Genomic DNA, 19,343 nt, shown 5'->3' with positions numbered 1-19,343 from the left:
CGCAAAGGTCTCCCCATGCTGGTCAACTACGACACGCTTGAACAATCCCTGCTCGCCTTGGCCGCTGGCGAAGACGACATTATTGCGCTTATGGCCACCCTCGCTTGCGAGATTCATCATTCCGATGATCGCTTTGACTGGACCGGCTTCTATCGTGTAACCGGCCCGGAAATGCTCAAGATCGGCCCCTACCAAGGTGGCCACGGTTGCCTGCAAATCCCGTTCTCTCGCGGCGTGTGCGGTGCCGCTGCGCGCACCAGGCAGGTGCAGCTAGTTGATGATGTCGAGGCTTTCCCAGACCACATCGCCTGCGCCAGCAGTACGCGCTCGGAGCTGGTTATCCCCGTTCAGGACGCCCATGGCACCCTTCTCGGCGTGCTCGATATTGACAGCAATCAACCCGCCGCCTTCACGCCCGAGGATGCAAACCGCCTTTCCGGCATTCTGACGCGCATTTTCGGCGCCTGATCCACCATACGAAATCACTCGCCATGAAATTTTTCTTTGTTTTTTCACGCGAATCAGTCACCGTGAAAAACGACGCTCAAATTTCACGGCCACAAAATGCAACATCATCCGGCAAACCCAGCCACACTCGGCCTCGACATCCGTGCCCTTCGCAAATCGCGTGGGCTGACACTGAACGATCTGGCGGATAGGCTTGGCCGCTCCGTCGGCTGGCTCAGCCAGGTTGAGCGTGACCTCTCCGAACCCAACATCACCGATCTGCGCCATCTCGCCGCTGCATTGGATGTGCCCGTGTCACTTCTCTTCGGCCAAGCACCAGCACCCGCTAACGAGGCTGGCCTTGTGGTTCGCAAAGACGCGCGCCGCGCTATCGGCTCCAATGATGCTGGTTTGGTCGAGGAATTGCTTTCTCCTGACCTCACCGATGATTTCGAAATGGTTCATTCCACGTTTGAGCCGCACTCGCGTATCGACGAGGTCGTTACCCGTCCCACCCAAGAGGTCGGCTACCTGATCACGGGCAAGCTCGACCTGACCATTTCGGGGCGCTGTTTCACCATCCACCCAGGCGACAGCTTCCGCATCCGGGGCGAACCTTTTGAATGGGCCAATCCTTATGATCAACCGGCCCAGGCGATCTGGGTCATCGCCCCCCCGGTGTATTAGGACGACTACACATGATCAAAGGCAGCTGCCTCTGCGGCGATATCACTTTCCAAACCGCCGCCGCCCCAAAAGGCGCTTCAATGTGCCACTGCAGCCAATGCCGCGCCCAATCCGGCGGAATCTGGTCGTCTGCCTACGTGACCGAATCGGATCTGACCATCTCCGGCGCAGCTAAATGGTTTGCCTCCTCCGCAACCGCCAAGCGCGGCTTCTGCCCGCGCTGCGGTTCCTTCCTGTTCTGGAAAGCGCACGATGAAGACACGATCAGCTTCGCTCTCGGCGCTCTGAGCAAACCAACCGGGCTCAACCTCGAAAAGCATATCTTCACCGCCGACAAAGGCGACTACTACACCATCGCCGATGGCTTGCCGCAGAAGGAATAGCCAATGTTAGAGACGCTACTTGCCATGGACCCTCTCACCATTTCGGCCTTTCTCGGCGCCGGCATCCTGCTCAACCTGACGCCCGGTGCTGACGTTTTGTTTGCCTCTGCTTCGGGGCTCTCCGGCGGCCCGCGCGCAGGGATTGCGGCGGCGGCAGGTATTTCGCTCGGCGGTCTGACGCACACGATCCTCGCCGCCCTCGGTTTGTCCGCCCTGCTGATGGCCAGCCCCCTGGCTTATGAATTCCTTCGCTGGGTCGGTGCGGCCTACCTGTTATGGCTCGCCGTCAAAGCATGGCGGGCACCCGTTCAACCGAACCACTCAAATGGCGAAAAGCGTCTCTATTCCGCCCTCAAGCGCGGGTTCATCACCAATCTTCTCAACCCGAAGGTGGCGCTCTTTATCCTCGCCTTCCTGCCGCAATTCGCCGACCCGGCCATCGGCCCGATATGGCATCAAATCCTGATCCTCGGTGTGCTCTTTTCGCTCACCGGCATGATCATCACCTCCGCCTATGGCGCCGCCGCAGGGGTCTTCCGCACTGCGCTGCAACGTATAACCGGTCCGCTCAACAAGCTGACCGCACTCATCTTCGGCGGCCTCGCAGTCCGTCTTATCTGGGAGTAAACAACCATGTCCGATCTGCCCGCCCAAGCCCGCGTCGTCATTATCGGGGGCGGCGTCATTGGCGCCTCAGTACTCTATCATCTCGGCCTCAAGGGTTGGAGCGATTGCGTGCTGCTCGAAAAAAACGAACTCACCGCCGGGTCCACATGGCACGCAGCGGGCAACGTTCCGACCTTCTCGACCTCCTGGTCGATCATGAACATGCAACGCTATTCGACCGAGCTTTACGCCCGCCTCGGAGACGAGGTCGACTACCCGATGAACTATCACCAAACCGGCTCGCTTCGGCTCGCACATACCAAAGAGCGGATGCAGGAGTTTGAGCGCGCCAAGGGCATGGGCCTTTATCAGGGCATGGACATCGAAATCCTGACTCCCGAAGAAGCCAAGGCCCGCTACCCCTTCCTTGAAACCCACGATCTCGCTGGCGCGCTCTACGATCCGCATGACGGCGATATCGACCCAGCCCAGCTAACCCAGGCTCTGGCCAAGGGTGCGCGTGACATGGGCCAGTCCATTCACCGCTTCACCCCCGCCACCGGCGTGACCCAGCATGACGACGGCACATGGACGGTCCACACTGAGAAAGGCGATATCGCCTGCGACTACGTCGTCAACGCCGCCGGATACTACGCCCAGCGCGTCGGAGAATGGTTCAAACCCTACGGCGGGCGCACCGTGCCAATGATGGTTATGAGCCATCAATATCTACTCTCCGAAGAAATCCCCGAAATCACAGCTTGGAGCAAGAAATCAGGCTCTAAACTGCCTCTTTTGCGCGATGTCGACGTTTCTTACTACCTGCGGCAAGAAAAAAACGGCTTCAATCTCGGCCCTTACGAACCCAACTGCCGCGCCCATTGGGTCAATCCCGATGATCCAATGCCGGATGATTTTAGCTTCCAACTCTACCCCGACGATCTCGACCGCATCGAAGACATCGTAACCGACGCAATGGAGCGCGTGCCCCTTCTCGGCACCTCCGGTATCAGCCGGGTGATCAACGGCCCAATCCCCTATGCCCCCGATGGCCTGCCGCTGCTCGGCCCAATGCCCGGCGTCAAAAATGCCTTTGAGGCTTGCGTCTTTACCTTCGGCATCGCCCAAGGCGGCGGCGCGGGCAAGGTGCTGGCCGAATGGATCGTCGAGGGTGCGCCCGAATGGGACATGTGGGCCGTTGATCCGCGCCGCTACACCGATTACACCGACCCCGCCTATTGCGTCGCCAAGGGAATGGAGACCTATGGCAACGAATACGCCATGCATTTCCCGCATCACGAATGGCCCGCCGGGCGCGACCGCAAACTCTCGCCCGTGCATGACCGCATCAAAGCCCTCGGCGGCGTCATGGGCGCCTATAATGGTTGGGAACGCGCCAACTGGTTCGCCCAACCCGGCGATGACACCTCGCATGACGCCACCCAAACCTGGAATCGCGCTGGCCCTTGGGCCACGCGCGTTCGCGAAGAATGCGAAGCCGTGCGCGATCATGTCGGCGTGCTCGATCTGCCTGGTTTCTCGCGCTTCACCCTGCGCAACGATGGCGCTGCCGAATGGCTGCGCGGCCTGATTGCCGGGGCATTGCCCAAGGTCGGCCGCATGAACCTGGCCTATTTCCCCGACCATCGCGGCCGCATCCTCACCGAAATGTCGATCATCCGCCACGACGAGGAATTGTTCACCCTGATCACAGCAGCCGCCGCCCAATGGCATGATTTCGAGCACCTCAGACATAACCTCCCCAAAACGTCTGAAATTGAATTAACCGATCACACCAACGAATACGGCACACTCATCGTCTCCGGTCCCAAGTCCCGCGCGCTGATGGCCGAGATATCAGATGCCGACCTCACCCTCCCGTGGCTTTCGCGCCAGACCGCCACCGTCGCGGGACAGGCTGCGATGCTCCTACGGGTCTCCTTCGCCGGAGAACTCGGCTGGGAAATCCATGCCGACAATCAAGACCTCCCCACAATCTACGACGCCGTGCTCTCTGCGGGTGCCAAACCTTTCGGCATGTATGCGCTCAACTCCCTACGCCTCGAAAAAGGCTACCGCGCCTGGAAGGGCGATCTTTCCACCGATTACTCCCTTCTCGAAGGCGGCCTTGATCGGTTCATTAAATTCGACAAACCACAGGATTTCCCCGGCAAGACAGCCCTTCTCGCCGAAAAGCAGCGCGGCGTGAAAAAGCGCTTCGTCACCCTCACGGTCGACGCAGGCGAAGCCGACGCCCCATATATGTCCACCCTCTGGCATGATGGTGAAATCGTCGGTGAAACAACCTCGGGCGGCTGGGGTTACCGGATCGAAAAATCCATCGCTTTGGGCATGGTCAGAGCCGATCTGGCCACGCCAGGAACCGAAATAGAAGTCGAAATCTACGGCACCCGCCGCAAGGCCACGGTCGAACCCGACCAACCCCTTTGGGATCCTCAAAACGAAAGGATTCGCACATGAAACTCTCACCCATGGATGCCATCTTTGCCGTGGCAATTGCGCTTACTCTCGCCGCTGCCTCTTGGTGGGGCCTTTCCCAGGCACTCGGCGCGCATCCGTGGTGGGCCGCGCGCTCTGGTCTGATCGGCGCGCCGATCGGCCTCGTGCTTTTTCTCGCTGCCCGTATTTTCGCGATCAACCCTCTATGGATCGCACTTGCCGCCCTTCTCGCGCTGATCGCTGCCGCTTTTACGGCTGCTTTCGCCAAAACCGCCTTCGTCAGCGCCGAGGACTTCAACGCAACAGCAGGGCGCAACTGGTATTTCAGCTGGATCACCCTTTGGACCAGCGTCACACTCCTCCTTTCCGCCCTTTTTGCCATGCGCACCAAATGTTGGCCTAGCTTTTCCTCTGACTGAAAATATCCCGGGGGTGTGGGGGTTGGCCCCCACTCCTGCCCTCTTCCCGAACGCACAGGAGCCATGGTATGCCTACTCTTCCCACTCACGCCCGCGTTGTCATTATCGGCGGCGGCATCGTCGGTTGTTCCGTCGCCTATCACCTCACCAAACTTGGCTGGAAAGACGTGATCCTGCTTGAGCGCAAACAGCTCACCTCGGGCACCACCTGGCACGCCGCCGGCCTCATCGCTCAACTCCGCGCAACCGCCAACATGACCAAACTGGCAAAGTATTCCCAAGAACTCTACGGTAGTCTTGAGGCCGAAACCGGTGTCGCCACCGGCTTCAAGCGCGTCGGCTCAATCACGGCTGCACTCACCGATGAACGCCTTGAAGAAATCTATCGCTCTGCCGCCATGGCGCGCGCCTTCGGCGTCGATATCGAAGAGATCACCCCTTCTGAGGTCGGCGCCCGCTATCCCCATCTCAATCTCGATGGAGTCAAGGGCGGCGTCTATCTTGACAAGGACGGCCAGGGCGATCCCGCCAACATCGCTCTCGCCCTCGCCAAAGGCGCGCGTCAACGCGGCGCTATCGTTCAGGAACGCGTGTCGGTCTCTAATATCGCCAAAAAGGGCCACCGTATCACTGGTGTTGACTGGCAAGGTGAAGATGGCACCTCGGGCCATATCACCTGCGACCATATCGTCAATTGTGCCGGGATGTGGGGCCATCAGATAGGCCGCATGGCCGGTATCAATGTTCCGCTTCACGCCTGCGAACATTTCTATATCGTCTCCGAACCAATCGCAGGCCTCACCCAGCTTCCCGTCCTACGTGTTCCCGATGAATGCGCCTACTACAAGGAAGACGCAGGCAAATTGATGCTTGGCGCGTTTGAACCGGTCTCCAAGCCCTGGGGCATGGCCGGCATTTCCCCCGATTTCGAGTTCGACCAGCTTCCCGAAGATTTCGACCATTTCGAGCCGATCCTCGAAATGGCAGTCAACCGTATGCCCATGCTCGCCGAAACCGGAATCCACACCTTCTTTAACGGCCCCGAGAGCTTCACCCCGGATGATGCCTATCACCTCGGCCTCGCGCCCGAGATGGACAATGTCTGGGTCGCTGCCGGGTTTAACTCCGTCGGCATCCAATCGGCGGGCGGCGCTGGCATGGCGCTGGCCTCCTGGATGGATACGGGCGAAAAGCCTTTCGATCTGGGCGATGTCGATATTGCCAGGATGCAACCCTTTCAGGGCAACAAGACCTACCTCTTCGAACGCTCGAAAGAGACCCTCGGTCTGCTCTATGCCGATCATTTCCCTTACCGTCAAAAGGCTACCGCGCGTGGCATCCGGCGCACCCCGTTCCATCACCATCTTCTGCAAAACGGCGCCGTCATGGGCGAAATTGCCGGGTGGGAGCGCGCCAATTGGTTCGCCGATCCCGGACAAGAGCGCGAATATCAATACACCTGGAAACGCCAGAACTGGTTCGACAACGCTGTCCGCGAACATCGCGCCATTCGCGAGAATGTCGGAATGTATGACATGTCCTCATTTGGCAAGATCCGCGTCGAAGGCCCCGATGCCACAGCCTTCCTCAATCGTGTTTGCGGCGCCGAAATGCAGGTTGCTCCGGGCAAGATCGTCTATACCCAGTTTCTAAACCCAACAGGTGGCATCGAGGCCGATGTGACCGTCACACGCTTGTCTGAAACGGCCTATCTTGTCGTTACCCCCGCCGCCACACGGCTCAATGATGAAACATGGCTAAGGCGCCATTTGGGCAATGATAGAGCCACAATTACAGATATTACCGCCGCCGAAGGCACTCTTGCCGTCATGGGCCCCAACGCGCGCCAGCTCTTGCAGGCCGTTTCGCCCAACGACTTCTCGAACGACACGAATCCGTTCGGCACCGCGCAAGAAATCGAACTTGGCATGGGCCTCGCCCGCGCCCACCGCGTCAGCTACGTGGGTGAGCTTGGCTGGGAGCTTTACATCAGCGCCGACATGGCCGGTCACGCCTTTGAAACTCTCTGGGAAGCAGGGCAAGAGATGAATCTCAAACTCTGCGGCATGCACATGATGGATTCTTGCCGCATCGAAAAGGCTTTCCGCCATTTCGGCCACGATATCACCCCCGAAGATCATGTGATCGACGCGGGTCTCGGTTTCGCCGTCCACACAAGCAAACCCGATTTCATCGGCCGCGAGGCCGTACTCAAACGCAAGGCCGACGGTCCGCAATCCCGCATGGTCCAATTCGTGCTGCAAGACCCCGAACCGCTCCTCTATCACAACGAGCCGATCCTGCGGAATGGCGAGATCGTCGGCTATCTCAGTTCAGGTGCCTATGGCCATACGCTCGGTGCTGCCATCGGCATGGGGTATGTGCCCTGCCCCGGCGAAAGCGCCTCAGATGTGCTCGCCTCCACCTATGAGATCGACGTCATGGGCACCCGTGTTGCGGCGCAAGCTTCCCTCAAACCGCTCTACGACCCAACGTCAGAGCGTGTGAAAGCCTGACGCCTCCACGCCTACTGGAACATCCGCCAAACTGGCGCTAAGCCAATGCCAAGGAGGCAAAGCGCCATGAGAGAAGATCGCGACACACCGGCGGGGCTTGCCTACGCGCTCGGCGCTTATGCCATCTGGGGGTTTCTGCCTCTTTATATGAAGTTGCTTAGCCACATTTCCCCGGCCGAGGTTGTCGCGCATCGGATCATTTGGTCGGTGCCCATTGCGGGCGCGCTCTTGGTTCTTTTGGGGCGCACCGATGATATCCGCACCGCCCTGCGCACCCCGAAAATGCTGGCCATGGGCTGCATCACGGCCTCACTCATCACCGTAAACTGGGGCGTCTACATCTGGGCGATCATCTCAGACCACGCGCTCGATGCCGCTCTTGGCTATTACATCAACCCGCTGTTTTCGGTGTTCCTCGCCGCCGTATTGCTGGGCGAACGACTTAAACCGCTGCAATGGGTCGCCATCGGCCTCGCCGCTGTCGCTGTTGTGATCCTCACGATTGATAATGGCTCGGTCCCCTGGGTCGCACTCACCCTCACGTTCACCTGGGGCTTTTACGCCTTCTTCAAGAAATCGCTGCCTATCGGCCCAAATCAGGGCTTCCTGCTCGAAGTGCTGATCCTCACGCCGCCCGCACTTGGCTATATCGCCTGGCTAATAGCCACCGGCGACAACCATTTTGCCAATTCCGGCGCTGCCAATACGTGGTTGCTGCTCGGCACCGGTGTGGCCACGGCTGTGCCGCTCTTGCTTTATGCGAACGGTGCCAAATTGTTGCGGCTCTCGACCATGGCGATCCTGCAATACACTGCACCCACGATGATCATGCTCATCGGCGTTTTTGTCTTCGACGAACCCTTCGGACGCGCCCGGATGATTGCCTTTCCGATGATCTGGCTGGCCCTCATCCTCTACACCACGGTGATGTTCCGCCAACTGCGTGCCGCACGCCGGGCCCGCCCCTTCCTCTGACCGGAAATATCCGGGGGGTATGGGGGCTGGCCCCCATTTCTGCCACCCTGTGCAACACGCCCCCCGACGACATGCCTCTGGCCGCCTCTGCACTCTTGATTTCCCCCGCCCCGCACAGCAGATAAAGCACTATGACAAAAACGCTTCTCACCTTCGGCCATGGATACTCCGCCACGGCGCTCGCCCGGCTCCTCACCCCTCTGGGTTGGGCGCTCCATGGCACCACCCGTGACCCGGAGCGTCTTGACGCCATCGCGGCGCAGGGCGTCGCCCCGATCCTCTGGCCCGGCACCGATCCGCGCCCTGCACTGGCCAAGGCGACACATCTGCTGCTCTCTGCTGCACCGGATGAAAACGGCGACCCCGTGATTGCCGAATTCGGCTCTGATATGGCCCAATACGCACCAAATCTTGAATGGGTCGGCTATCTCTCCACAACGGGCGTCTATGGCGATCACCAAGGTGGCTGGGTCGATGAAACGACCCCCCTCACGCCCTCCACCAAACGCGGTCACCACCGCGTCCTGGCCGAACGCCAATGGCAACAGCTCGGCACTCCACTGCATATTTTCCGCCTCGCCGGTATCTATGGCCCCGGTCGCGGCCCATTCGCCAAGGTGCGACACGGCACGGCCCGACGCATTATCAAGCCAAATCAGGTGTTCTCGCGCATCCATGTCGATGACATCGCGCAAACCCTTCTTGCCTCGATCAAGCGGCCCAATCCCGGCGCAATCTACAATGTCTGCGATAATGATCCCGCCCCGCCGCAGGATGTTCTCGCCCATGCTGCTGAGTTGCTCGGTATGCCACCGCCGCCCGAAGAAAGCTATACGACTGCTGAAATGACACCAATGGCACGCAGCTTCTATGCCGAATCCAAACGCGTGCATAACGACCGGATCAAGCAGGAGCTTGGCGTCTCTCTGCTCTATCCAAGCTATCGCGATGGCCTCCCCGCCCTCCTGGCCAAGGAAAACTGAACGCATGCGCCAACACCTCGCTGCCCTGGTCGAAAGCTCCCGCTTTACCGGCTTCATCACCGCAGTAATCGCCTTCAACGCGATCATCCTCGGTCTGGAAACTTCCAAGACTGTCATGCAAGCCTCTGGCGCGCTGATCGTCACGCTTGATTACATCTGCCTCGCCATCTTTGTTGTGGAAATCGCACTCAAACTTATCGCATACGGCCCGCGCTTCTTTCGCAATGGCTGGAACATCTTCGATTTCGTGATCGTCGGCATTTCCCTCGTGCCCGCAGGTCAGGGCTTCTCGGCCCTGCGCGCGCTGCGCATCCTTCGGGTTCTGCGGGTGATTTCGGTCGCGCCCTCTCTGCGCCGCGTCGTCGAAGGCTTCATCCGCGCAGTCCCCGGCATGGGCTCGGTTTTCCTGCTGATGGGCCTCATCTTTTACATCAGCGCGGTCATCGCCACCAAACTCTTTGGCAACAGCTTCCCTGACTGGTTCGGCACGCTCGGAAACTCGGCCTATTCCCTGTTTCAGATCATGACACTGGAAAGCTGGTCGATGGGCATCGTGCGCCCGGTGATGGATGTCTACCCCTTGGCTTGGGCGTTCTTCGTGCCGTTCATCATCGTCACCACCTTCGCGGTTGTGAACCTGCTGGTCGGCCTTATCGTGAACTCCATGCAAGACGCTCATCACGCCGAAGACGCCGCCAACACCGACGCCTACCGTGATGATGTTCTGGCGAGGCTCGATGCACTCAATGCCAGGCTCGACAACCTCACCACCTCCCGCAAACCTTCCAACGACCAATCCCGCCGCCCCCCGTCAATTTGAACCTTTTCACCCCACCGCGCGTTAAACCCGCATGAACCACGAAATCCGCACCTTATCCGACATCCTCGACGCGCTCGACGACGCCGGGCAAGACGGAACAGTCTCGCTCGACAACGTGCTGCAGGAAACCGGAGATCAGAGCTTCGCTCCGCTCATCCTGATCCCCTCTCTTATCCTCGTCTCGCCGCTCTCAGGCATTCTTGGCCTGCCCACAATAGGCGCCACGATCATCTTCCTGATCACCCTGCAAAAACTCACAGGCCGCCCGCATGTCTGGATGCCAGCCACCCTGACGCGGCGCAGTATCAAATCAAAACGCCTGCAAAAAGCGGTCCGCTGGCTTCGCCCGGTGGCCTCTTGGGGTGACCGGCACACAGACCGGCGGCTCAGACTTCTCACCTCGCGACCGCTTAACATACTCACCCTGATCGTGATCCTCGGGATTTGCCTGTTGATCCCGTTTCTCGAAGTGTTGCCAATGGTCACGTCGGTCTTCGCAGTCGCGATCAGCCTGCTCGCCGTCGGCCTTCTGGCCCGCGACGGGCTGTTCACGCTTCTCGGCTATCTTCAGATCGGCCTCAGCTTCGCCGCGCTCTGGTATCTGCTAAGTTAGGCCCGCTTGCTGTCAATCCGCGCCACACCCAACACATCCAGAACCTTCGCCTCGATGTGCTCCGCATTCAGTCCAGCCGCGGCATACATGTCTTCGGGGCTGGCCTGATCAATAAAACTATCCGGCAGCACCATCGCGCGGAATTTCAGCCCGTCATCAAACACGCCCTCATCCGCCAGCAATTGCGCCACATGGCTGCCAAACCCGCCCACAGCGCCCTCTTCAATCGAGATCAACGCCTCATGGGTGCGCACCAGCCCAAGAATCATCTCCCGATCCAGCGGCTTGGCAAAACGCGCATCCGCGATGGTCGGCGAAATCCCCTTCGCCTCCAGTGCCTCGGCGGCTTTCATCACTTCCTTGAGCCGCGTGCCAAAACTTAAGATCGCAACGCGCCCACCTTCGCGGATCACCCGGCCCTTGCCGATCTCCAATACCTGCGCCACCTCGGGCATATCCACACCCACGCCCTCACCGCGCGGATATCTGAACGCAATCGGCCCGCTATCATGCGCCGCCGCCGTGGCCACCATATGTTTCAGCTCGGCCTCATCCGCAGCCGCCATCACCACCATGTTGGGCAGGTTGGCGAGATAGGCGACATCAAACGCCCCCGCGTGGGTCGCGCCATCCGCCCCGACCAGACCGGCACGATCCACCGCAAAGCGCACTGGCAGGTTTTGCAGCGCCACATCATGCACCACCTGGTCATAACCCCGTTGCAAGAACGTCGAATAAATCGCGCAAAACGGCTTCATCCCCCCGGCGGCCAACCCGGCACAGAAGGTCACACCATGCTGCTCGGCAATACTCACATCAAAACAACGGCTGGGGTATCTCTCAGCCATCAGGTTCAGCCCCGTGCCATCCGGCATAGCCGCCGTGATCGCACAGATTTTGTCATCCTTCGCCGCCAGCTCAACCAGCGTCTTGCCAAAAACGCTGGTATAACTCGGCGCATTACTCGATGCCTTTTGCTGTTTGCCAGTCACCACATCAAACCGCGCGGTTGCATGGCCCCTGTCATCGGCCCGCTCTGCCGGGGCATACCCCTTGCCCTTCTTGGTCAGCACGTGAACCAAAATCGGCCCGTTCGCGCGTGCCTTTACCGTGCGCAAAACTGGCAAAAGCTGCTCAAGATCATGCCCGTCAATCGGCCCGACATACGAAAAGCCAAGCTCTTCAAACAACGTCCCGCCCACTGCCATGCCTTTCAGCATGTCCTTGGCACGCTTCGCTCCCTCACGAAACGGCTCCGGCAGAAGGCTCACGGCCCCCTTCGCGGCGGCTCTGAATTCCTGAAACGGCTCACCGGCATATAAACGGCTGAGATAGCTTGAAAACGCCCCGACCGGCGGCGCAATGCTCATGTCGTTGTCATTCAGGATTACAATCAGCCGCTTGTTGAGATGCCCGGCGTTGTTCATCGCTTCAAACGCCATGCCCGCGCTCATCGCGCCATCGCCGATTACGGCAATAGCATCTCCCAACCCCTCGGGGCAGGCGCCGCCCAGATCGCGCGCCACGGCAAAGCCCAGCGCCGCACTGATCGACGTGCTCGAATGCGCTGCACCAAATGGATCGTAGGGGCTCTCGGTGCGCTTGGTAAAACCGCTCAGACCACCCTTCTTGCGCAAGGTGCGAATCCGGTCCCGCCGCCCGGTCAAAATCTTGTGAGGATAGGATTGATGCGACACATCCCAGATGATCTTGTCCTTGGGCGCGTCAAACACATGATGCAACGCCACGGTGAGTTCGATAACCCCAAGCCCTGCACCCAAATGCCCACCTGTCTCTGACACAGCCGAAATCGTCTCTGCCCTCAGTTCACCGGCCAGTTGGCGCAACTGCGCATCGCTCAGCCGCTTGAGATCGGCTGGCACCTGCACGGTGTCCAAAAGCGGAGTTTGCGGTTTGTCAGACATTGGTTCCCCTTCTGGGGTTTCATTCAGGCCGGGCGTATCAGTTTCGGCGCGCAATAACGAAACGCGCGGCTTCACGCAAGGTTTCGCCCCTTTCGCCATAGCACGATAAGGCGTCGCATGCGCTTTCAACAAGCTCCGCCGCACGGCTTTTCGCTCCCTCCAGCCCCAGAAGCGAAACAAACGTGGCTTTCCCGGCCTCGGCATCCTTGCCCACGGCCTTGCCGACCTCTTTCGCATCGCCCTCTACATCCAGGACATCATCGGCAATCTGAAAGGCCAACCCCAACGCATCACCATAAGCCGTTAGCGGCGCCAGATCCGCCCCCGCCAGCCGCGCCCCCGCGCAAGCCGACCATGTTATCAACGCACCGGTCTTGCCCGCCTGCAACCGCGTAATCTGCTCCAGCGTCAAAGGCACTGTCGCGCTCTCGGCGGCAATATCCAACGCCTGCCCCAAGACCATACCGCTCGCCCCCGCCGCCCGCGCCAGACTCAGTACCAGATCGGCACGCACCTGCGGCTCGGGGCTGGTCTCTTCGCGCGCCAACAGCTCAAACGCCAACGTTTGCAGCGCATCCCCGGCCAATACCGCCGTCGCCTCATCCCATTTGCGATGCACCGTCGGCCGCCCCCGGCGCAGATCGTCATCATCCATGCAAGGCAGATCATCGTGCACAAGGCTATAAGCGTGCAACGCCTCAATCGCCGCACCCGGCCACACCGATTGTTCGGGCGCAACACCAAACAGCCGCGCCGATTCCATCACCAGAAAGCCGCGCATACCCTTGCCGCCACTTACCGCATGGCGCATCGCCGCTCTAAGCGGTAAATCGCCCCCGATCACCCGCTCAAGGCATGCATCTATCGTCTTGGCGTCGCCACGCAAAACCGACCCGAACATGGACTCAAAGCCCCTCGACCGGCTTCAATCCCGTGGGCTGCCCCTCCCCGTCCAGCGTGATCGCCGCCACCTTTTCTTCGGCTTCCTTAAGCTTGCTCTCACAGCGTTTCTTAAGCTCTGCGCCGCGCTCATAGAGCTTGATCGAATCTTCCAGTGCAACATCACCCCGTTCCAACTGGCCCACCACCTGTTCCAACTCGGCCATGGCCTCTTCAAATGTCATTTCCGCTACGGGACGGTCGCTCATCTTGCTCTCTCCGGAACTTGGGTTTCGCGCCACCTTACTCCCGCATTGGTCCCGGTTCAATTCGGTTGACGGGCGGCACGTTGCCTCCGATGCTAACCACCATGAACGTGGTCACAACCAGCAATCTCAAGCTCTACCCGGATCAGGCCCTGGCCGCATCGCAACGGCTTGAAGAACTGCTCGCCGCCTCGGGTCACGACGCCGAAGTCATAGAACCCATGCGCCTCGTCCCTGGTAAGCGCGCGCTGTTTCGCGGGCGGCTCAACGGACAAGAGGTGGTCTTCCGCTTACCCTTGGATGACGCCGGGCGCACCGATTTCGCCCGCGAATGGGCCGAACTCACCCGCGCTTACACCTATATGTCCAACCCTCCTCTCTGTGTGGTCGAACCGATAAGTTTCGACCCTAACACGGGGCTAATGTCGATTGCACACGTCCCCGGCACGCCGCTGTTCACCCAACTGCGCCGCGCCGAACCCGAGACCCTCCAACCGCTGATTGCCCGCGCCGCCGATTGGCTCAACGCCTACACTACCCCGACCACCGAACTCAAACCGCTGAACTTCCGCCGCTGGCACAACAAAGCCACCGAGACCGCCGCGGCCCAGCCCCACCCGGCCCTGCGCGACATCGAAGCCCGCATCCTGCGCCGCATGAAACGCCTGGGTCGCACCTTGCACGATACCGATTGCCGCACCGCCATCTCGCATGGTGATTTCCACCTCAACAACCTGATCCTGAATGGCGAGGCGCTCGTTGGCATCGACACCGGCGGTTCCGGTCGCATGCCCATCGTCAAGGACATCGCCCGCGCCCTTACGCATATGGCGCGCCGCGCAAAACCCTTCTCGGGCGCGCGTCATTTCGGTGTTGATGCCGCCTCGTTCCATGCCTTCGCGGATGCGTTTGAGATGTCTCCGCTTGAACGCGAGGCGCATCTGCCCTTCATGATCGCGTTCGAGACGCTGATCAAAGTCGAACACCCCCAAATGCCCGAACCTCGCCTTGCCAAGGCCGAAACCATGGCGCGAACCGTGCTCCGCGACCTAAAGCAAATTACCTAACCCGCCATCAACCCGCGCACATGCATAGCCGCACATCTCCCCAGCGCGTCAAGCTCATAACCCCCTTCAAGAACTGAAACGACGCGCCCCTCACAATGCTTCGCGGCCAGCGTGCAAATCTGCTCGGTAAGCCAAGCGAAATCGTCATCGAGCCAGTTCAAATTTGCCAGCGGATCATCCGCGTGGGCATCAAACCCGGCCGAGATCAAAATCATCTCGGGCGCAAACTCGTCCACCCGTGGGAAAATCTGGCTTTCATACTCGGCCCGCATCTCCGCCCCGCCGCTCCCCGGCGCCAGCGGCACGTTCAAAACGTTGTCATGCCCGCCACGTTCCTCCGCTCGCCCGGTGCCGGGCCAAAGCGGGAACTGCTGCGACGTGGCAACCAATGCGCGTGGCTCATCCCACAGAAGATCCTGCGTTCCATTGCCGTGATGTACGTCAAAATCGATCACCGCCACGCGGTTCAATCCATGGACATCAAGCGCGTGTTTGGCTGCAATAGAGACGTTACCAAACAGGCAAAACCCCATCGGCGTCGCCTTCTCGGCATGATGCCCCGGCGGGCGGCAGGCAACAAACGCGTTCTTCACCTCCCCCGCTATCACAGCATCCACCGCAGCCAGCGCTCCTCCAACAGCCCGGCGCGCGGCCTGCATCGAGCCCGCCGACATCCAGGTATCGCCATCAAGCTGCCCTGCACCATGCCCCGCGATCCGGTCCAGATAGGCCTGCGGATGACAGCGTAAGATGTCCCCGTCAGAGCAAAGTGGCGCCTCGCGCCGGTGCAAATCGCCCAACCCGGCCAACGCGGTTTCCACCGCACTCAACCGCGCCACCTGCTCGGGATGTCCCATCGGCGTCATATGGTTGCGGCATTCGGGATGTGTTATCAATAATGTGTTCATTTCGCCAACAAACGCCATTCCGCCCCAACTGACAAGGCCCGCCAGATGCGCTCTTTATCTCTTGCTCTCACTCTCTTATGCCTCGCCCTGCCCGCCACTGCGCAAACCGTGTCCTCCGATCTTAATGGTGACGGCAAATCCGAACGATTCACCCTGATCACCCGTGACGGCCTGGTCGATTTGCACATCGAAAACACCGGCGGCGACGTGGTCATCGCCCAGGGTATCGCCTGGAGTGGCGGCATCGGCCAAAAGCCCGAACTCGCACGCGCGCCCAACGGTTCGGTCCTGCTCCGCTCGATGAATGATTCCATCGGGCGCAACCGTTGGCACCTCACCCTGACCATCGCCCACCGGCAAGGTGCTTACAAAGTCGTTGGCTACACCTATGATTGGTATGACACGCTTGATCTCGCCAACAGCGGCAAATGTGATCTCAACCTGCTAACCGGGCGGGGTTTCCTGACCAAAGGCAGAGGTGCCAAGACTTCGGTTCAAACCAGCCTTCGCCCGATCCCCGTCACCGACTTCAAAGACGATCACCCGATCCCCAACGTTTGCGGCGTGAATTAGGCTCTAACATTGCCTAACTCGCCTCGTGCACATATTGCGCACACCTCACTTGCTCTTCAACGCCTCTTTCAAATCATACAGCGCCTGTAACGCCTCCCTCGGCGACATCTCGTCCGGGTGCAGCCCGTCCAACAACACATCGACCGCACTTTCCTTCGCTTTCACTGGCTCTGCCTGCACCGGCATCGCGGCAAACAACGGCAAGTCGTCGATCAGGGCCTTGGCCTTGCCGCCGCCCTCGCGCTCGCCCTTCTCCAGCGCCTCCAACACAACCTTGGCCCGCGCCACCACGGCAGCAGGAAGCCCAGCCAGCTTGGCCACCTGCACCCCGTACGAGCGATCCGCCGCACCCTTCTTCACTTCATGCAGAAAGATCACGTCGCCGTCCCATTCCTTGACCGCGACAGTGGCATTCTCCACCCGGTCAAGCTTGGCCGACAGGCTGGTCATCTCGTGATAATGCGTGGCGAACAACGCCCGACAGCCATTCACATCATGCAAATGCTCCATCGTCGCCCAAGCGATCGATAGCCCATCATAAGTCGCCGTGCCGCGCCCGATTTCGTCCAGAATCACCAGCGCATGATCATCCGCCTGATTAAGGATTGCCGCAGTTTCCACCATTTCGACCATAAAGGTCGAGCGCCCCCGCGCCAGATCGTCGCTCGCTCCGACGCGGCTGAACAACTGGCTCACCATTCCAATTTCTGCCCGCGCCGCCGGCACATAAGACCCCATCTGGGCCAGCACCGCGATCAACGCGTTCTGTCTGAGAAACGTCGATTTACCCGCCATGTTCGGCCCGGTCAGAAGCCAGATATCCTCTTGCTCGCCCAAGCTGCAATCATTAGCAATGAACGGCGCGCCACCCTGCGCGCGCAACGCCTGTTCCACCACCGGATGCCGCCCGCCTTCAATAATCAGCTTGCGGCTGTCATCCACTTTCGGGCGCGCCCAGTCCTCCCCCTTTGCCAGATCCGCCAAAGCCGTTGTCAGATCCAGTTCCGCCAGCCCTCGCGCTACCCCGAAAAGCCGGTCTGAAACCTCCAGAATTGACGCACTTAGGCTGGAATAGAGCCGCTTTTCGATCTCGATTGCCCGCCCCCCAGCGTTCAATATCTTCGTCTCCATCTCACTCAGCGGCACCGTGGTGAAACGCACCTGGTTGGCCGTGGTCTGACGATGCTTGAAGGTCTCGCTCAGTGGCTCAGACAGCATTCTGTCAGCATGTGTCGCCGTGACTTCCACGAAGTAACCCAGCACGTTGTTGTGCTTGATCTTCAGGCTCTGAATCCCGGTCAGCTTCTGATAATCCGCCTGCATCGCCGCAATAACGCCGCGCCCTTCATCGCGCAGCCGTCGGCACTCATCCAGTTCTTCGTCATAACCTTCGGCGATAAACCCGCCATCGCGCGCCAAAAGGGGCGGCTCGGCCACCAACGCCTGATCGAGCAGATCAAGCAAGGCCTCATGCCCCCTGAGCGCCGCCACCGCTTCGGCCAGAATTTCGGGCAACTCCGCTTCATTCAGCGTCCCGGCTATCGCCTCGGCCTGGCCCAGCGCCGCGCGCACTGCAGCCAGATCGCGCGGTCCCCCCCGCTCCAGCCCTAGCCGCGAAAGCGCGCGATCAAGATCCGGCACCTGCCGCAACGCCGCACGCAGGTCGGTCGCAATGCGGCTCTGTTCCAGCGCAAATTGCACCGCATCCAGTCGCCCATGCACCACGTCAAGCACCCTTGAAGGCGAAGAAAGCCGGCGCTCCAACAGCCGCGCACCCCCTGCCGTCACGGTGCGGTCGATTACGGCCAGAAGCGACCCCTGCCGCCCCCCTGACAACGCCCGCGTCAACTCCAGGTTGGTGCGCGTAGCCGCGTCAATCTGCATCACGCGTCCCGCCGCCTCGCGCACCGGCGCCCGCAGAATCGGCAGCTTGCCCTTCTGGGTGATTTCCAGCCATTCCACGATGGCACCCATCGCCGACAATTCGGGCCTCGTGAACTGCCCGAACCCTTCCAGCGCCCCGACGCCAAACAACGCCTTCAGCCGCTTTTCTCCGCTCGTGCTGTCAAACGCCGCACGGCCCAGCGCTGTGATTGACGCGCCAGATTCGGTCACTACTTCTGCCAAATCCGCTTCTTGCGCCTCTGATACCACCACCTCGGACGGGCCCAGCCGCGCCAGTTCCGGCCCCAACCGTACCGGCGGCAAGGCCAGAACATGAAACGCCCCCGTCGAAATATCGACCCAAGACAACGCTGCCTCACCGCGCACCTCGGCATATGCGCACAAATAGTTGTGCCGCCGCGCCTCCAGCAGTGTCTCTTCCGTCAATGTCCCCGGCGTGACAAGCCGTATCACCTCACGGCGAACCACAGATTTCGATCCGCGTTTCTTGGCCTCTGCCGGGTTCTCCATCTGCTCGCACACCGCCACGCGAAAGCCCTTGCGGATCAGCGTCAGCAAGTAACCCTCGGCGGCATGATAAGGTACACCACACATCTGAATATCCTTGCCCAGATGCTTGCCCCGCTTGGTCAGCGCAATATCCAACGCCTCGGCCGCCGCCACCGCGTCGTCAAAGAACAGCTCATAGAAATCGCCCATGCGATAGAACAGCAAAGCACCCGGATACCCGGCCTTGATCTCAAGAAACTGCGCCATCATCGGCGTTACGGCAGATTTGGCAGATGTCACGAAAGCCCCCCGGTTTCCAATTCCGGCGAACCTTACAAACACGTGCGGCGGCGTGAAAGGCCTTGTTTCGCCCCGCAACGCTTTCGGTTGAGAGCCCGCCCAACCCCATGTAAGAGGCAAGA

At 60.2% G+C, this 19,343-nt stretch carries 18 protein-coding genes; 13 read left to right on the top strand and 5 right to left on the bottom strand.

The features are described from left to right. The first annotated feature begins 15 nt into the window (after positions 1-15). The 11 genes from LZG00_12365 to LZG00_12315 all read left to right on the top strand — a co-directional run bounded on the left by LZG00_12365 (position 16) and on the right by LZG00_12315 (position 10,909). Entirely contained in the window at positions 16-468 is a 453-nt protein-coding gene (locus tag LZG00_12365) for a GAF domain-containing protein (protein MCF3594790.1), read from the top strand. Between the two features lie 96 nt (positions 469-564). Continuing rightward, the gene (locus LZG00_12360) at positions 565-1,134 is read left to right on the top strand and encodes a helix-turn-helix domain-containing protein (GenBank protein MCF3594789.1); all 570 of its coding nucleotides are present in this window, start codon (positions 565-567) and stop codon (positions 1,132-1,134) included. Between the two features lie 11 nt (positions 1,135-1,145). Continuing rightward, positions 1,146-1,517: a GFA family protein gene (locus tag LZG00_12355; GenBank protein MCF3594788.1), complete on the top strand. Its 372-nt coding sequence runs from the start codon at positions 1,146-1,148 to the stop codon at positions 1,515-1,517. Between the two features lie 3 nt (positions 1,518-1,520). Then, on the top strand, positions 1,521-2,144 hold the full coding sequence (locus LZG00_12350; protein ID MCF3594787.1) for a LysE family translocator: 624 nt from the start codon (positions 1,521-1,523) through the stop codon (positions 2,142-2,144). A gap of 6 nt (positions 2,145-2,150) precedes the next feature. After that, entirely contained in the window at positions 2,151-4,604 is a 2,454-nt protein-coding gene (locus LZG00_12345) for an FAD-dependent oxidoreductase (protein MCF3594786.1), read from the top strand. After that, a complete protein-coding gene (locus LZG00_12340; GenBank protein ID MCF3594785.1) occupies positions 4,601-5,002 on the top strand; it encodes a hypothetical protein in 402 nt (133 codons plus the stop codon). Before LZG00_12345 ends, LZG00_12340 begins: the two co-directional genes overlap by 4 nt. A 68-nt stretch (positions 5,003-5,070) precedes the next feature. Beyond that, on the top strand, positions 5,071-7,518 hold the full coding sequence (locus LZG00_12335) for an FAD-dependent oxidoreductase (protein MCF3594784.1): 2,448 nt from the start codon (positions 5,071-5,073) through the stop codon (positions 7,516-7,518). 66 nt (positions 7,519-7,584) lie between these two features. After that, positions 7,585-8,493 carry an EamA family transporter RarD gene (gene rarD / locus LZG00_12330; GenBank protein ID MCF3594783.1) on the top strand — a complete coding sequence of 303 codons (909 nt, stop codon included), beginning with the start codon at positions 7,585-7,587 and terminating at the stop codon, positions 8,491-8,493. Between the two features lie 131 nt (positions 8,494-8,624). Then, complete coding sequence (locus LZG00_12325; GenBank protein ID MCF3594782.1) at positions 8,625-9,476, top strand: SDR family oxidoreductase; 852 nt, start codon at positions 8,625-8,627, stop codon at positions 9,474-9,476. 4 nt (positions 9,477-9,480) lie between these two features. After that, entirely contained in the window at positions 9,481-10,296 is an 816-nt protein-coding gene (locus LZG00_12320; protein MCF3594781.1) for an ion transporter, read from the top strand. A 31-nt stretch (positions 10,297-10,327) separates the two neighbouring features. Next, positions 10,328-10,909 (top strand): exopolysaccharide biosynthesis protein, encoded by a 582-nt coding sequence (locus LZG00_12315; GenBank protein ID MCF3594780.1) that lies wholly within the window; start codon positions 10,328-10,330, stop codon positions 10,907-10,909. Here LZG00_12315 and dxs read toward each other — a convergent pair. Genes dxs through LZG00_12300 form a run of 3 tightly spaced genes read right to left on the bottom strand, consistent with a single transcriptional unit; the run spans position 10,906 to position 13,982 of the window. Next, complete coding sequence (dxs, locus tag LZG00_12310; protein ID MCF3594779.1) at positions 10,906-12,834, bottom strand: 1-deoxy-D-xylulose-5-phosphate synthase; 1,929 nt, start codon at positions 12,832-12,834, stop codon at positions 10,906-10,908. The two genes, LZG00_12315 and dxs, sit on opposite strands and share 4 nt — an antisense overlap. A 37-nt stretch (positions 12,835-12,871) precedes the next feature. Next, positions 12,872-13,735, bottom strand: coding sequence for a polyprenyl synthetase family protein (locus LZG00_12305; GenBank protein ID MCF3594778.1), 864 nt, complete (start codon positions 13,733-13,735; stop codon positions 12,872-12,874). A gap of 4 nt (positions 13,736-13,739) precedes the next feature. Continuing rightward, entirely contained in the window at positions 13,740-13,982 is a 243-nt protein-coding gene (locus LZG00_12300; GenBank protein MCF3594777.1) for an exodeoxyribonuclease VII small subunit, read from the bottom strand. 101 nt (positions 13,983-14,083) lie between these two features. On the opposite strand from LZG00_12300, the gene LZG00_12295 reads away from it, so the two are divergent. Continuing rightward, positions 14,084-15,046: a phosphotransferase gene (locus LZG00_12295; protein ID MCF3594776.1), complete on the top strand. Its 963-nt coding sequence runs from the start codon at positions 14,084-14,086 to the stop codon at positions 15,044-15,046. On the opposite strand, the gene LZG00_12290 is transcribed toward LZG00_12295, so the two are convergent. Then, positions 15,043-15,954 (bottom strand): histone deacetylase family protein, encoded by a 912-nt coding sequence (locus LZG00_12290; protein ID MCF3594775.1) that lies wholly within the window; start codon positions 15,952-15,954, stop codon positions 15,043-15,045. The two genes, LZG00_12295 and LZG00_12290, sit on opposite strands and share 4 nt — an antisense overlap. A gap of 45 nt (positions 15,955-15,999) precedes the next feature. On the opposite strand from LZG00_12290, the gene LZG00_12285 reads away from it, so the two are divergent. Further along, positions 16,000-16,527: a hypothetical protein gene (locus tag LZG00_12285; protein MCF3594774.1), complete on the top strand. Its 528-nt coding sequence runs from the start codon at positions 16,000-16,002 to the stop codon at positions 16,525-16,527. Between the two features lie 45 nt (positions 16,528-16,572). On the opposite strand, the gene mutS is transcribed toward LZG00_12285, so the two are convergent. After that, positions 16,573-19,191 carry a DNA mismatch repair protein MutS gene (gene mutS, locus LZG00_12280; protein ID MCF3594773.1) on the bottom strand — a complete coding sequence of 873 codons (2,619 nt, stop codon included), beginning with the start codon at positions 19,189-19,191 and terminating at the stop codon, positions 16,573-16,575. Positions 19,192-19,343: the final 152 nt, after the last annotated feature.

The sequence above is a fragment of the Rhodobacteraceae bacterium LMO-JJ12 genome, assembly GCA_021555075.1.
Taxonomy (GTDB): Bacteria; Pseudomonadota; Alphaproteobacteria; order Rhodobacterales; family Rhodobacteraceae; genus JAKGBX01.
The sequence above is the reverse complement of the archived record's forward strand: the minus strand, read 5'-3'. Positions and strand labels throughout refer to the sequence as shown.